Below are 14,007 nucleotides of genomic sequence, written 5' to 3'. Positions count from 1 at the left end.
ACACTAGTATCATCATTTGTGTTTCACTTGTTTTTACGGAGCATCTTGCGGTTTGCCACACACTTCCACTGAAAAGTTAGCTATAGCTAAAGTCGCTTTAATCGTAGTATGTCTAGGTTCCATAGTGGGTCCATTGGGAATGGCTTCTGTTAATATCGCAATTCCCGATTTAGCGGCAGATTTGCAAGCCAACGCTAAGATGGTCTCGTGGCTACCAACATTATTTATCTTGAGCAGCGTGATATTTATGTTGCCAGCTGGAAAATTAGCCGACAATTATGGAAGAAAACGAATCTATGCTTATGGTCTAGCGCTAAATGCATTTTCGTCTTTAATGTGCGGCGTCAGTAATAGTATTGAGTGGGTATTGTTTTGGCGTTTCGTACAAGGAGGAGCCTCAGCGATGATTTTTGGTACAGGGGTGGCTATCATTACCTCTGTTACCCCTTCTCATAAAAGGGGCGCTGCGCTGGGTATCGCTGCGGCATGTATATACGTTGGCTTAACGATCGCTCCGGCGGTAGGTGGTTGGCTCACCGAACTTTGGGGTTGGCGTTCGGTATTTCTATTTCAGGTTCCCATCGTTATTGCATTGTTAATCTTAATAAAACTGCGCCTTTCAGGTGAATGGAAAAACGATAACAAAACCAGATTCGATTGGTGGGGAACGGCAATTTTTGCGGTATTTTCACTGTCTTTGGTCTACGGGTTAAGCATATTACCGAGTATTTGGGGCTTTGTTTTACTTGTTTTGTCTGCGCTGAGTTTGATGTTTTTTGTGTTGCACCAAAGTCGCAGTCGCCGACCGTTAATTCGCGTACAAATGTTTCGCGAAAGTCGCGTGTTTTCAATGTCTCTCTCGACATCTCTGCTGATGTACGCCAGCAATGTTCCGTTGATTTTTCTGTTGAGCCTTTATCTGCAATACGTAAAAGATCTCACTCCACTACATGCGGGACAAATTATCCTTGTTCAGGCGTTATCTATGGCAGTAATAGCTCCGATGTCGGGTAAATTGGCTGATAAGTTCCAATCGCGGCTAGTGGCAACCGTCGGTTGTGTGATTGTTGCTTGTGGTATGTTGATTTTGAGTTTGATGAATACTGATACCAGCATAACGTTTATTGTCGGTTCGTTGTTATTGATTGGAGTCGGGTTTGGGTTGTTCTCTACACCTAATAATAATGCCATTATGGGTTCGGTTCAGCTTCATGAAGTTGGAGTGGCCTCAGCAACCATGAATTTAGCGCGTACCATAGGTAATTTGTTTGGTATGAGTATGGTAAACCTAATGGTGCATTATTATATTGGTGAGGCTCAATTTACTCAGGAGCAAAACCCAGCGTTAATTCAAACCGTTGAAATGGCGCTGAGTATGTCTCTTGCATTTGTCGTCATTGCTTGTGTGATATCTGGGTTTCGTGGTAAGTCAGCTTCTACCTGAATATTTCTATAGTGATTTTCTACCCTAGGAATTTAGTTTAAATAAATAACCTTTAAATGTTTGATTGCTTAAAGTTACTGCAAACCATTACCTTAAACTGCGGGGATAACTATGTGTGGATATGTAGAAGTTGACGGAGAACGACCGGCGCCGGTAATGCAACACCCTGAGCGAGAGATAGCCAATCAATTCTTAACAAAGGGTTTCAAACGTTATTATCCTGCATTTGGACAAGATGCCAATAAAACCATAGATATTGTTATCGAAGAAAACGGCCAACTGAAACAAGTTTCTGCAACTTGGTGGTTTGATTGTTCGGATTCTTTTAACGGATTACAAGTAGGTACACGCACAACATTTAATGCCCGAAATCTAGATAGCCCTTATTGGCAAGGAGCACTGAGAAATAACCGGGCCATAGTTTTCGCTACAGGCATTGGGGAGTCTAAAATTGTAGGAAAAACCAAACACCAATATTATATGCAAAGTGATGAAGTTTTTGTGCTGGGTGCTTTGTACCGTAAGTATAGTGAGGGTCGATATAGTTGTGCGATTATTACCCGAGAAGCTCATCCAAAAATGGAACCTTATCACGACAAAGCCTTTCCAGGTTTTTTACCCAATAATGATGAATTTTTAAAACTGTGGTTAAGTCAGTCAGTACAACAACACCCTGCAATAGACAATGCGCTCGGCCATGCAATCCTGTATCCGACTCTTCAAGTACAAAGGGTTAAAACCTACAAAGACAAAGTGCCTTATAAATCCTTTGAACCAGTTGAATTACTCTCTGATCTTATTAAAAACTAAGGGTTTTTAAGGATACAAGGTAACAATAATATTTTCTCTTATTGAGACTTGCCTTGACCTGTCGGTTTATTCAAAAACACATCAATATGTGAGCTAAGTTTTGTTAGAAAGTGATGTAGATCAATATCAACAAAATCATTCATAATACAATGGTTTTTCCAGTAGAATTCACGCTTAAGGTCCGCGCCAATGAATATAGACAAACATACTTTATTGAACGATTTTCCAGATCATCACCATACTATTCGTCACCTCAAAATGAACGACAATCACTTTGCAAAATTATTTGACGAGTATCATGAAATAGCAAGTGAAGTTCATTCCATCGAAGAGAACAATCAACCAGTAGCAGATGAATATCTAGAAACGCTAAAGCTGCGACGGCTCCACTTGAAAGATCTGTTGTTTGATTTAGTCGTTCAAAAAGAACAAAACATCTAGGCTTTAGATAATGTGAGGATGTGAGTACTACGCATTGCAATAATGTCAGAGGTCGATGCAATTCTGCGGCCTCTATTTAATATGACTTCTATCACTGATGTTTAACCGGTTGAATTCAGATTCTAAATTGGATCTCTGGATACCGAACACGCTATTTTATTACTCGTAAATAAACGCTATTACAAAACATAAACTAGTCATAATTTCCTGTAATCTTAGGAAGCAATAATGCTATTAAGGGTAATAAATGAGTTTAATTAGTGAAGATCCAAGAATCGATCCACGTATTAAGGCCGTTTTTGGCTCAGTCTCTATGTCTGGTGGGAAAAATGTGGCTAGTCGAGAAGCCGCATTGGAGTCCGCGAATTCGCCCAATGCAATAGCAGTTAGACAGATGATTTCTGGTTTTGTGTCGCAGTGTGATAACGAAATCATCGCACCGTCAGATGGACTTCTTATTCGCGATGAAACCTTCACCTCTGAGCCCGATGGTAACACCATAAAAATCCAATACATTCGACCTGATAATACTGAATTATTACCTTGCGTTTATTATATTCACGGTGGTGGGATGGCAACGATGTCTTGTTACGACGGCAATTACAAAGCGTGGGGTAGGATATTGGCGGCGCAAGGCGTCGCTGTGGCAATGGTGGATTTCCGAAATGCCTTAGTCCCTTCTTCAGCCCCTGAGATTGCTCCGTATCCCGCCGGACTAAATGATTGTATTTCTGGCTTGAAATGGCTTAGTGCTAACAGTGAATTACTCTCGATTGATCCGTCACAGATTGTTGTCTCCGGGGAAAGTGGTGGCGCTAATTTGGCCATCGCATCTGCTCTACGTTTAAAAAACGAGGGGAGCATGGGACTTATCAAAGGGATCTATGCCCTTTGCCCCTATATTGCCGGAAAATGGCCATCAGAAGAGACCCCATCTTCAACAGAAAACAACGGGATTTTATTAGATTTACACAATAACCAAGGGGCTATGATTTATGGAATCGAAGAATTCCGTAAAGGTAATCCGCTAGCTTGGCCAAGCTTTGCTTCTGAAGCAGATGTGCGCGGTTTAGTGCCCACAGTTATTAGTGTTAACGAGTGTGATCCGCTTAGAGACGAAGGCATTAACTTTTATAGATTGTTAATGAGGGCAGGGGTCAGCGCTCAATGTCGACAAATCATGGGAACCATCCATGCTATCGAGGTTTTCCCGATGGCTTGCCCAGATATTAGCGCCGAAACTGCAGCAAGTATCGCTCGTTTTTGTTTTCGCTAGTTAAAATCATTACGGCACTTTTTAGTTTAAGACTACTAGTTATCTTGGTCTGACGAGCGGATAACTTAGGCCAAAATAACGAGTATGGTAAAAAAACTTAACTAAATATTGGTTCAGCTGCTATGTTGGATAGTGATTTTCATGGAAAGGAGAAGTACTGGTGGCAGCAACACAATCTAAAACTATTGATATGAGTCGTTTTTGGATAACCATGTTTTTGGGTGTATTGCTGCTATCCAATAGCCAATCGGCGAGTTCTAATACACTCAATAATTCAAACGCTTTGACTTCGCAAACGTGGAAAGGTGAATCAGCGGGATTTGTAAATCAAGGTGATCCAACTAAAGACGACGTCGCTTTCCTAGTTGTTTTAGGGCACGTACAGGCTGCAATTCGAAGGGCCAACCACCGCGATAAAGAAAACTCCATGAAAAACCCTTTTACGCCGCAGTTAATGAAAGAGTATGCAATCATCGACCCTTTTGTGACTGGAAAATCGAACACTAACTTGTCGTTGCAGCCTTTGTTGTCAGAAGTTGCGGCGCCAGATTCATTTTTGATTATCACAGATACAACCCCTTCAACACGTAAACAGCGTAATGCCATTCATACTCAGCTTAAAAATCTAATCTTACGTGTTGATGCAATAGTAATTGAACGCTTTCCTTCGACGCATTCTTCTGCGTTAGCAATGTCTGCATTACTGCGTGAAGCGGCAGAATTGTTACGGCAAGGATTGTCAATGGAAGGTCAAATTTTGAATGTTTCTAGATACCGAGATGCTTTGCAATTGGTAGAAGCTTCGTTAAGTTTGAACGTAAACAAAGCCATTTTATGCGACCGTAGCCGAGAGGCAGTGAAGCAATTAAAGAGTCGTGGCCCACTCGGAGATTTATTGGATCGGTTGATTATTATTTCTAAATCAGGTGCTGTTAATGCGAATGCAGGCGATGTATTTGATGCGGCAGAGAAATTGCGACAACTTGGCGCCAGTTTGCCAAATAATGATTCAGAAATATGCAAATGAAGCTTCAGATTAGTGTCGTTAAAACTCAGATCCACACAAGTTAGGCTTTTTTAAACTGACTGCCTTGTGAAAGGCTAGACAGTTTTATCTAGCCCAACAAAACGCATTGCGACATTACAGCGAGCGTAGTTTTTTCCATATTGCTGCATGATGGTTTTGTCATGTACAAATCCATTTTTTTCGTAAAGATGGATTGCTGCTTCACATTTAGCGTTAGTTAATAAAAATAGTGTTTTGATCTTTAGCCGCTGTACTTCAGTGAGCACATGTTGAAGTAATATTTCTCCGACTTTGAGTCCTCTTGCTGATTTTAATACACCCATTTTAGTTAGTTCAAAACATTGATTACCTTTGTTCCAAAATGCGCAAGTGCCTACAATCCCTAAGGATGGGTGTTCGGCAAACCAAATCTTACCGCCGTTGTTGATAATATGGCTTTGTGGATCTTCGAGTACTTGTTGGTCAATTGTTTCTAACACAAACATATCGTCAATCCATTCTTTATTAATGGTTTCAAAATGATGAGCGAGCGCAGGGTCAAATGCTCTAATCTTAATATCAGTCTGCATGGCGTTCTGTTTGACATATTGCCTAGTGCGACTGAGCAACGATTGTTTCGAAAAGGACTTTTCGAGTAACAGTAGTGAGCGATAAAAGTCATTTTTATGTTCGGTACATAAATCTACGGCGGCTCGTTGTACTGCTTCCCAAATGGGTTTCATTTCACTTACTCTGTTGCGGCCCTTTGTAGTTAACTTCAGAATACGTCGACGTGAATCAGATTGATCTTTTACTATTTTTATCAGTTCTTCATTCTGCAATTCTTTACAAAACTGGCTTAAGGCCGGTTGCGATAGACCCAGTAAGCTCGACGCTTCAACTATGCTTAATATTTGTTTGTCACGGTCTTTCGAATCTAGTAGTGCCATTAACGTAAACCATTTAGGGTTAATGTTCATGTCAAACTCTTGATATATTTCAGCCGCGCTGGATAACATACGTTCACTCATGCGCTTTAGGCGACTTCCAAGTGCCAATTCTGCTAGTTCGTTTAAGAAATCTTGTTGCATTATTTTAGCCTCGATAATTACATATCTAAGTATATAAGTGCTTATGTTAATTGTAAATGTAATCCACATAATTTAACTCAGTTCCACAATGAATCTTAAAACAAGAGTGATAGGTCTTGGGGTAACCTCAAAAGGTGCGCCAATAATAGGTGAGAACTTGTTGTGTCGTTGATTTATTTACACTGGTATATTAGAAAGCAATAATTGTGTTAATACCTACTACAGAGATACAAAACATTGGACCTGCTCCCAAATTGGCGCTCTTTATTATTTCTACCAACCCACAACCACAAATTTGTACACAAAGCCCATACAAGAGGTGCTGACGCCTATGTTTTGGATCTTGAGGACAGTGTTCCAAGTACTCTGAAGGATGATGCTAGAAAAAATATCAAGTCCGCGGCGTTAACTGTGTCCCAAGGTGGCGCTGAGGTATTGGTGAGAATTAACTCGCCGCTTCGCTTGGCTGTTCGTGACTTAGAATTTGCAGTTTGTGATTCCGTTAAAGCCATTGTTTTACCCAAAATTACTAATGGTACTCAGGTAAAACTGTTGGCGGATGTCATTGAGGAGCTTGAAGTTGAGCACAATAGACAAGGTGAGCGAACGGGTATCATAGTTCAGATAGAAGATGTCGATGCGTTGCCTAATTTAGACGAAATCGCTACTGCATCTTCTAGGTTGTGGGGGATGACGATTGGCTCAGAAGATTTCGCTACATCTGCCGGTATGGAGCCTATACCTGAAGCATTACTGATGCCTAACCAACTGGTCTTAATGGCGTGTCGTAGAGCGAATATTATGCCTTTAGGTTTTCCTGCATCTATCGCCGACTATAGTGATTTAAGAAGCTTTCGGGCGACTATTAACTTAGCTAAAAAACTCGGCTTTGTAGGGGCGTTTTGTATACATCCTAGCCAAGTTGAAGTGTTAAATACAGAGTTTGTCCCTTCAGAAAAAGAGCTCCGTTTTGCTAAAGAATTACTAGAAAAATTTGATCTTTATACGCAACAAAATAAAGCGGTTTTTGAGTTTAAAGGGAAAATGATTGACGCTCCGGTGGTTGCCAGAGCGAGGCATTTATTGCAGAGAATTACACCTTAAAGAATTTAATACTAAAAGGATAAACCCACAATTCTCCATCATTGGCTTTGACCGCTGCAATAATGGCAAATATTAGATTCAAAATAACTAAAATGAAAAAGCCTAACATTCCTATGATGACAATCCACAACACTACGCAAACAACTGAATAAATGAATAGACTAATCATCCAATTTAAAGTGACTTTTCCGTGTTTGTCTATTTCTTCATTTTTGTCCTTATTCGTTGCCCACATTACGATAGGTAATATGAAACCTAATCCAGGCATGATGATACTGGCCAACTGGCTCAGATGCAGCAACATACAATAGGTATTTAACGGCATTCCCCAATATTTATCTTCTGATTGTTCGGTCATCCAATACTCCTTAGTTGTAAATCTAGGCTAGCTAACTTTGACTCACTCTTAGTTAACTTTAAAGGTAATTATTGAAATTTTTAGTTCAAAGCCATTTTGTGATTTTGTTGTCGTTGTAACACTGAATGGTGTCTTTGGCAGATCCTTGTATATAAAAGGTTCTGAATTTGAGGATTGCGAGGGGGACTCTGTAGTGGTACAACCCTAATAAGTTAACCAATAATTTAAAATAAACACGTGCCAAAAAAGTTTCTAACAACTAAACAAGCGATGCGATACAACCGTCAAATAGTGTTACCTAAGTTTGATCTAGACAATCAAGAAAAGCTCCTCAACGCCAAAGTGGTGGTGGTTGGTGTAGGAGGGTTAGGCTGCGCTGCTGCACAGTATTTAGTGGCATCAGGGATAGGTGAAATAACATTAATCGACAATGACACTGTGGATGAAACCAATTTGCAACGTCAAGTGTTACACGGTGAATCTGATATCGGTACCAATAAGTGTGTGTCTGCTAAGGCATCTCTTGAACAACTTAATAGTGAAACCCAAATACATATCATACAAAACCGTCTTGGAGTTGATGACTACTTAGCACTAATTGAATCAATTGATATAGTGGTGGATTGTACAGATAACTTAGAAACGAGAAATACCCTTAATAAGGTGAGTTATCAATTGGGTAAATCTTTGGTTTCCGGAGCGGCTATTCGAATGGAAGGCCAACTGATGAGCATTGTGCCTGCACAAAACTCCGCTTGTTATGCCTGCCTGAGTACTCAATTTGGGGAGCAAAATTTAAGTTGCACAGAGTCAGGGATAATGTCGCCTGTAGTAGGAATTGTTGGCACAATGCAAGCATTGGAAGTAATTAAGTTGTTATGTAATTATGGCCAGCCTAATGTGAATAAATTAATGATGTTTGATGCCATGACGGCTACTTGGCAGACGTTTAAAGTGCCTAAAAAGAATAATTGTGCGGTATGCGCCTAACATTTATTTTTATGGGATATATGTTGCTTAGTTTTTGTAGTCGCACCTAAAGTCGTCGGGAGAGTCCCCTCAACAGTGTAAAGGGGACTTTCACGAAAAATGCAGCAACAGTGATTAGTGTATTTCTAGCAGCTCTACTTCAAAAATAAGCAAAGATCCTGCTGTAATTTTCCCCGTTGAGCGGTTGCCATAGGCTAAATCAGAAGGAATGAAAAACTTAAATTTATCTCCTACTACCATTAGTTGAAGCCCTTCTGTCCAGCCTTTTATGACTTGATTCAAAGGGAAACTAATAGGTTCGCCGCGGTCAACCGAACTATCAAATACCGAACCATCCAATAACAAACCATGGTAATGTACTTTTACTGTTGAGGTGGCCGTTGGATGGCTATCACCTTGGCCTTTTTGTAAAATTTGATATTGCAAACCGGAAGCCGTTTCTATTATTTCTTGATTGGTTTTGTTACTTTTTAAAAACTCTTCACCAATCGCAATATTTTCAAGGGCTTGTTTTTTATTCATTGAGTTTTTAGCGAAGTAAAACACTACCAGTGCGATGACCACGGCTATCACAATATATTTCATCAATTTTCCTAAGGTTTCTTAAATTCAATCGTGGATTCTAACACCTAATTTTTATAACACTATTTTTTACATTACGAGTGTTAACAATAAAATCCTGATTCCCCCGGTATTGACAGAAGGTTCAGCTACTGAATCTGCCAAGGAACAAAACGAGTGGCGTGAACCTAGTGAAATTATAATGGGGCGGCTTTATTTACGTAATTATGACATTGAATAACTATCGGTAATTCCACATCTATCGACAAACTCTTGATCATGGCTCACTAAGATAAAGCTGCCAGTAAAGCGAAGTAGGGCATCTGCCAAAATGTCTTTACTATTGATGTCCAAGTGATTGTCTGGCTCATCTAGCAGCAACAAGCTGTTTTGTTGCAAACTGACAATAAGCATTGCCAATCGCATTTTTTCACCGCCACTAAGGTGTGCTGCTTTTTGAAACACTTTACCCTGCTTGAATCCATTACTAGCCAGCAAAGTGCGCATATCTGACAAACTCTGTTGTGGACAAAAGTGAGTTAGGTTATCTAATAGTGTCTTTTGACCTTGTATTAATGAGTTATGTTGATCTAGTAAACATATGTTTGAATTCAAAATAACTGAGTCATTTATGTTTAAATTAAGCAGCTCGGGTTTAGTTTCGCGTTTAATTTCGTTTTCTTTCAGAGACCGCTTTGCCAATGATAGAGAATTGAGTAAGTGTAAAAAAGTCGACTTTCCCGAACCATTTGCGCCACTCAAATGCCATTTTTGGTTGGGTTTGACTTCTAGGGATAGGCTGGAAGCTACATGAGGCAAAACCAGATCTTTAACATAAAGATGTCGCTTTAGTTTATGCTGACTGCTGCCAAACCCAAATTTTATTGGTTGATTAGTTCTTTCGGTTTGTGACCCTTGAATTAGTTGTTGAATGTTGGCAAGTTTATTGTGATGTTGCGCCATTTGGGTACTCAGTGATGCTTCGGCTTTGTTTTGTTTTGCACCCACTAAAATTCTAGGCATTCCTCCTTTATTCGCTTTTTTAGCGCCGTTGCTGGCGCGTTTTTGCGCTTTTTCTGTATCTCGTTGCGCACAATGCTCGGCCTTTTTTTGTTGGGTTTGTAAATGTTTGAGTTTCTTGTCTCGCGCTTGTTGCAGTTGCAAACTTTGCCGTGCGAATTTGTCGTAATTTGATTCAACTAGTTCGATTCCAGTTCTGGTTAGTTTTGCAATATGCCCACATAGGTTTAGCAATAATCGATCATGGCTAATAATTAGACACTTTCCGTCAAAAGAAACCAGTTGTTCCGCTAACCATTGTTTGCTGTGTATATCTAAATGATTGCTAGGCTCATCAAGTATTAGAATACTATCTGATTGCGCGGCCTTTTCTAGAAGGTTGGTAAGGGTTACTTTGTTCAATTCCCCGCCACTCAAATCACACAGCTTGGAATTTGCAGTAATATTTTTTGATATCTGTGACAATTTTAAATTAAATCTCTGAGCAAATTGCCAGTCCTCATTGATCGTTTGGAAGTCTTGTATTGCAATACTTCCGTTTTGAATATTCTGCAGGGCTTTAAGTTTGGACGTTGCACCAAAATATTCAGTAATGGTTTCTTCGCGAGTAAACGCAAGGTGAGAATTTTGCGGTTGAAACAAAAGTGTTCCTTGTAAATCGACTTTCCCGGTCGTTGCCTCAACCTTGCCTCGTATAATGTCCCCGAGTAAGGATTTTCCTACACCATTATTCCCGACCAGGCCAGTGAGTCCTTCAGGTAAAATAAAGTTGATATTACTAAATTGTGTGTCGCCATTGCTGTGTTGCAATGAAATATTATTGATTGCTAAATGTGCCAAAATAAACGTCTCCTGGTAAATCAGGGCGTTATTTCAAAACGGCGGCAAGTTGAAAGCTCAACAGACTTTGCGACAAATACCAACAGATGGAACCAATAACCCTGATAATTCAAATTAAGAAATGAATTGATGTCAGACGTTATTTGTTCATTGGCTTAATGCCTCTAAATTAGGAAAGAGACAGTATTTTATAATATCTACAGTCAGTTTGTAAATGCCGCCATTGTTACTTTATCTGTCACGATTGACGGGCTTGCATGTATTTGGCCAAAGCTAGATCTTCAAACTGACTAGACGCACTAAGTCCGTTAATGATATTGACTTGTTCTGCTTCGCTCTTGTTTTGCCCTAACTTCAATTTTCCTTCAATACTGGTTAGTTCGATTTTAAAACCGACTATAGCGGCCAATAGTTTGTGTTTGATTTGGTCAGTGACAATATGTTTTTCGATTAACAGTTTCGGTTCGTATTTTGCTGTTAATTGATCTACTGCGTCTAGCGTTTCTTGGCTATTAAGTAGGGTAACACGACCGTATGCGTGCACCGCAGTATAATTCCATGTGGGAACCGCGGGTCTCTTTATATACCAAGATGGAGAAATATATCCATGGGGTCCAGTGAATATCACCAAAACTGTGTCATTTTCTAAGTTTTTCCAGTGGGGATTGGCTCTGGCACAATGTGCATACAAGCTACCTTGTTCGCCTTCATTTACATCTAATATAAAGGGTAGGTGGGTGGCCGATAGGTGACCATTTGAAGATACCATGACCCCAAAACCATAGTCGTCAATAAACTTTTGCTTATTAGTTAAGCTTTTCATTTTAAATACATTGGGAATAAACAAATCTTATGACTCCCGAGGCTTCGTTAGTGTTGGTTGCGTGAGTTTACTCAGTAAATTTTTCTTAGTTAGCGGCCATTCCGATTTAATAATGCTGTAAAAAGCGCTGCTGCGCACACTGCCATCCTGCTGAATTCGGCAATCTCGTTGTATGCCTTCAAAAGTGGCGCCTATACCTGAAATAGCATTTCTAGAACCTTGATTTTTCTCGTGGGTTTGTAGTGCTACTCTGTTTAGATTTAGGGTTTCAAAAGCATGGGTCAATAAAAGTAGTTTACAGCGACGATTAACATGGGATTTTTGTGCACTGGGTGTCAGGAAGGTAAAACCGATTTCAATGGCTTTATGTTCCAAAAAGATATTGAGATAGCTAGTCGAGCCAACAATTTTATTTTGGATTTTGTCCACAATAACAAAAGGTTGTTGTGTGTTTAGCTTGGCATTGTCTAAACAAGTGTTTACCCATTGCTGGGTGGCTTCTGGTGTTATGCAATATTTTGCAGTGGTCCACTTCCAAATGCTTGGATGTTTCCCCGCATTATACAAAGCCTCAATATGACTAGTTTGCATCGGCTTAAGCGCCACAAATTGGTCTTCTAAAGTTATCGTTCCTAAAGTCGTAGATTCTAATGCCATTGTTACCTCCTCGTTTTGACAATAGCTATTATTGCGATATTTTGGTCTAATTTAATCAACCAGTATGGAGTTTATAAGTAGACCAGTGAAAATATTTACATTGCCCAAGATAGACAGTTCCCAGGCTAAATATTTACAGCTCGCGGAAACAATTAGAGCCGCAATTAAACAAGGGCAGTTGAAAGCGGGTGACCCCTTGCCGTCTGTGACATCTCTTAGCCAAGATTTGCGGCTAAACAGGCATACGATAATGAAATCATTCGCTGAACTAGTGGCTGAAGGATGGGTAGAATCAATTCAAAGAGTTGGCTATAAAGTAGTGGCAAACTTACCGATTGAGAATAGCAGGCGACCAGTTGTACGTAACCAAACTGACAGCCCAACACCTATTGGATACCGGTTAGTACGCGCAGGTATGCCTCTGCCAACTTACCCAGCCAACAACTTTGAATACAATTTTTCAGGTGGACAAGCGGATGTCTCGTTATTCCCATTTGATGAATTTAAGAAGTGCATGTCCGAGTTTTTAAGTAGGCCCAAGATCGCCCAATTAAGTTATGGTGAAAGTGCAGGAACGCCGGAGTTATTGGAGCAAGTGGAAATTTATTTGCGTAAATCTAGGGCGATAACAAACCGAGAAATAGTGATTACCAATGGCTCTCAAGAAGCATTGTTTATTGTGGCACAGTTGTTACTCAAATCAGGAGATAAAGTCGCTGTTGATGCATTAGGTTATCCTCCAGCTATGTCGGCATTTAGAAGCGCAGGTGCTGAGCTCGTTGCAGTTAATCAAGACGCTCATGGAATGTGCCCGGTGGATTTAGAAAGCCAGATATCAAAAGGCGACGTGCGCTTGATCTACCTGACACCGTTGCACCAATATCCCACTACAATTACTCTAACGGTAAGTCGCAGAATGGCCATCTATCAACTTGCTGCACAGCACCAGATTCCCATAGTTGAAGACGATTATGACCATGAATTCCATTATCGATGTCAGCCCCTTGCTCCAATGGCAACTCAAGATCCAAAACAATTAGTGATATACATTTCCACCTTTTCAAAGATTATGTTTCCTGGTGCCAGAATTGGCATTATGGCGGTTACCAAAGAATTGGCGAAAGCCATTACAGAGTATCGCTTGTTGATTTGTCATAAAAGCAATGTGTTAATGCAATCTGCATTAGCTAAGTGGATGGAAAACGGTGGCTTTGAACGGCATTTGCGAAGAACAACTCGTCTGAACCTGCAACGAAGAGATCATGCCATTGCTGTATTGAAAAATTACCCTTGTTTTGAATTTGTCATTCCTGATGGTGGAATGGCACTTTGGGTACGATTAACTAATAACCCGAATCCCTCGAGTCGCGTTAGCAGTGCAGAGCAGTTAGCGAAAAAATGTCAGCTGGTCGGTGTATATGTTCAACATGAAAGGCAATTTCAATTACATACACAATTCAACGGAGATAACTTTATTCGCTTAGGATTTGCAGGGATGAGTGAGAAAAAGTTTGCCGCAGGTATTAAGTTACTAGTCGAATGTTTACAATCAAGTCACTAGTTTTACTGGCAACATCACACAATCC

Annotated in this window: 14 protein-coding genes; 8 read left to right on the top strand and 6 right to left on the bottom strand. The window is 40.2% G+C overall.

Annotation, left to right across the window (positions count from 1 at the left end; translation table 11 throughout):
• Window positions 1-52: 52 nt before the first annotated feature.
• The 5 genes from KO534_RS01045 to KO534_RS01025 all read left to right on the top strand — a co-directional run bounded on the left by KO534_RS01045 (window position 53) and on the right by KO534_RS01025 (window position 4,998).
• Window positions 53-1,444, top strand: a complete 1,392-nt coding sequence (locus tag KO534_RS01045) for an MFS transporter (protein ID WP_215926282.1) — start codon at window positions 53-55, stop codon at window positions 1,442-1,444.
• Between the two features lie 111 nt (window positions 1,445-1,555).
• Window positions 1,556-2,254 carry an SOS response-associated peptidase family protein gene (locus tag KO534_RS01040; RefSeq protein WP_215926279.1) on the top strand — a complete coding sequence of 233 codons (699 nt, stop codon included), beginning with the start codon at window positions 1,556-1,558 and terminating at the stop codon, window positions 2,252-2,254.
• Window positions 2,255-2,443: 189 nt separating this feature from the next.
• Window positions 2,444-2,695 (top strand): YdcH family protein, encoded by a 252-nt coding sequence (locus tag KO534_RS01035; protein WP_215926277.1) that lies wholly within the window; start codon window positions 2,444-2,446, stop codon window positions 2,693-2,695.
• 247 nt (window positions 2,696-2,942) lie between these two features.
• The gene (locus KO534_RS01030) at window positions 2,943-3,971 is read left to right on the top strand and encodes an alpha/beta hydrolase fold domain-containing protein (protein WP_215926275.1); all 1,029 of its coding nucleotides are present in this window, start codon (window positions 2,943-2,945) and stop codon (window positions 3,969-3,971) included.
• Between the two features lie 160 nt (window positions 3,972-4,131).
• Window positions 4,132-4,998 (top strand): hypothetical protein, encoded by an 867-nt coding sequence (locus KO534_RS01025; protein ID WP_215926273.1) that lies wholly within the window; start codon window positions 4,132-4,134, stop codon window positions 4,996-4,998.
• 74 nt (window positions 4,999-5,072) lie between these two features.
• Here the strand turns inward: KO534_RS01025 and KO534_RS01020 are convergent, their stop codons facing one another.
• On the bottom strand, window positions 5,073-6,068 hold the full coding sequence (locus KO534_RS01020) for a bifunctional helix-turn-helix transcriptional regulator/GNAT family N-acetyltransferase (protein ID WP_215926271.1): 996 nt from the start codon (window positions 6,066-6,068) through the stop codon (window positions 5,073-5,075).
• Between the two features lie 237 nt (window positions 6,069-6,305).
• Between KO534_RS01020 and KO534_RS01015 the strand changes: the two genes are divergently transcribed.
• On the top strand, window positions 6,306-7,172 hold the full coding sequence (locus KO534_RS01015) for an HpcH/HpaI aldolase/citrate lyase family protein (RefSeq protein WP_215926269.1): 867 nt from the start codon (window positions 6,306-6,308) through the stop codon (window positions 7,170-7,172).
• Here KO534_RS01015 and KO534_RS01010 read toward each other — a convergent pair.
• The gene (locus KO534_RS01010; RefSeq protein WP_215926267.1) at window positions 7,162-7,530 is read right to left on the bottom strand and encodes a DUF4870 domain-containing protein; all 369 of its coding nucleotides are present in this window, start codon (window positions 7,528-7,530) and stop codon (window positions 7,162-7,164) included. The two genes, KO534_RS01015 and KO534_RS01010, sit on opposite strands and share 11 nt — an antisense overlap.
• A gap of 237 nt (window positions 7,531-7,767) precedes the next feature.
• On the opposite strand from KO534_RS01010, the gene moeB reads away from it, so the two are divergent.
• Window positions 7,768-8,520, top strand: a complete 753-nt coding sequence (gene moeB, locus KO534_RS01005) for a molybdopterin-synthase adenylyltransferase MoeB (RefSeq protein WP_215926265.1) — start codon at window positions 7,768-7,770, stop codon at window positions 8,518-8,520.
• Between the two features lie 114 nt (window positions 8,521-8,634).
• Here moeB and KO534_RS01000 read toward each other — a convergent pair whose 3' ends face one another.
• The 4 genes from KO534_RS01000 to KO534_RS00985 all read right to left on the bottom strand — a co-directional run bounded on the left by KO534_RS01000 (window position 8,635) and on the right by KO534_RS00985 (window position 12,421).
• Window positions 8,635-9,105: an FKBP-type peptidyl-prolyl cis-trans isomerase gene (locus KO534_RS01000; protein WP_215926263.1), complete on the bottom strand. Its 471-nt coding sequence runs from the start codon at window positions 9,103-9,105 to the stop codon at window positions 8,635-8,637.
• A gap of 201 nt (window positions 9,106-9,306) precedes the next feature.
• Window positions 9,307-10,941 (bottom strand): ATP-binding cassette domain-containing protein, encoded by a 1,635-nt coding sequence (locus KO534_RS00995; protein WP_215926261.1) that lies wholly within the window; start codon window positions 10,939-10,941, stop codon window positions 9,307-9,309.
• A gap of 238 nt (window positions 10,942-11,179) precedes the next feature.
• Window positions 11,180-11,788 (bottom strand): FMN-binding negative transcriptional regulator, encoded by a 609-nt coding sequence (locus KO534_RS00990; protein WP_215926259.1) that lies wholly within the window; start codon window positions 11,786-11,788, stop codon window positions 11,180-11,182.
• 3 nt (window positions 11,789-11,791) lie between these two features.
• The gene (locus tag KO534_RS00985) at window positions 11,792-12,421 is read right to left on the bottom strand and encodes a GNAT family N-acetyltransferase (protein WP_215926257.1); all 630 of its coding nucleotides are present in this window, start codon (window positions 12,419-12,421) and stop codon (window positions 11,792-11,794) included.
• 85 nt (window positions 12,422-12,506) lie between these two features.
• On the opposite strand from KO534_RS00985, the gene KO534_RS00980 reads away from it, so the two are divergent.
• The gene (locus KO534_RS00980) at window positions 12,507-13,982 is read left to right on the top strand and encodes a PLP-dependent aminotransferase family protein (RefSeq protein WP_354667893.1); all 1,476 of its coding nucleotides are present in this window, start codon (window positions 12,507-12,509) and stop codon (window positions 13,980-13,982) included.
• Window positions 13,983-14,007 lie beyond the last annotated feature (25 nt).

This window comes from Paraglaciecola arctica, assembly GCF_018861065.1.
Taxonomy (GTDB): Bacteria; Pseudomonadota; Gammaproteobacteria; order Enterobacterales; family Alteromonadaceae; genus Paraglaciecola; species Paraglaciecola arctica_B.
This window is presented reverse-complemented; position numbering and strand designations above follow the sequence as displayed.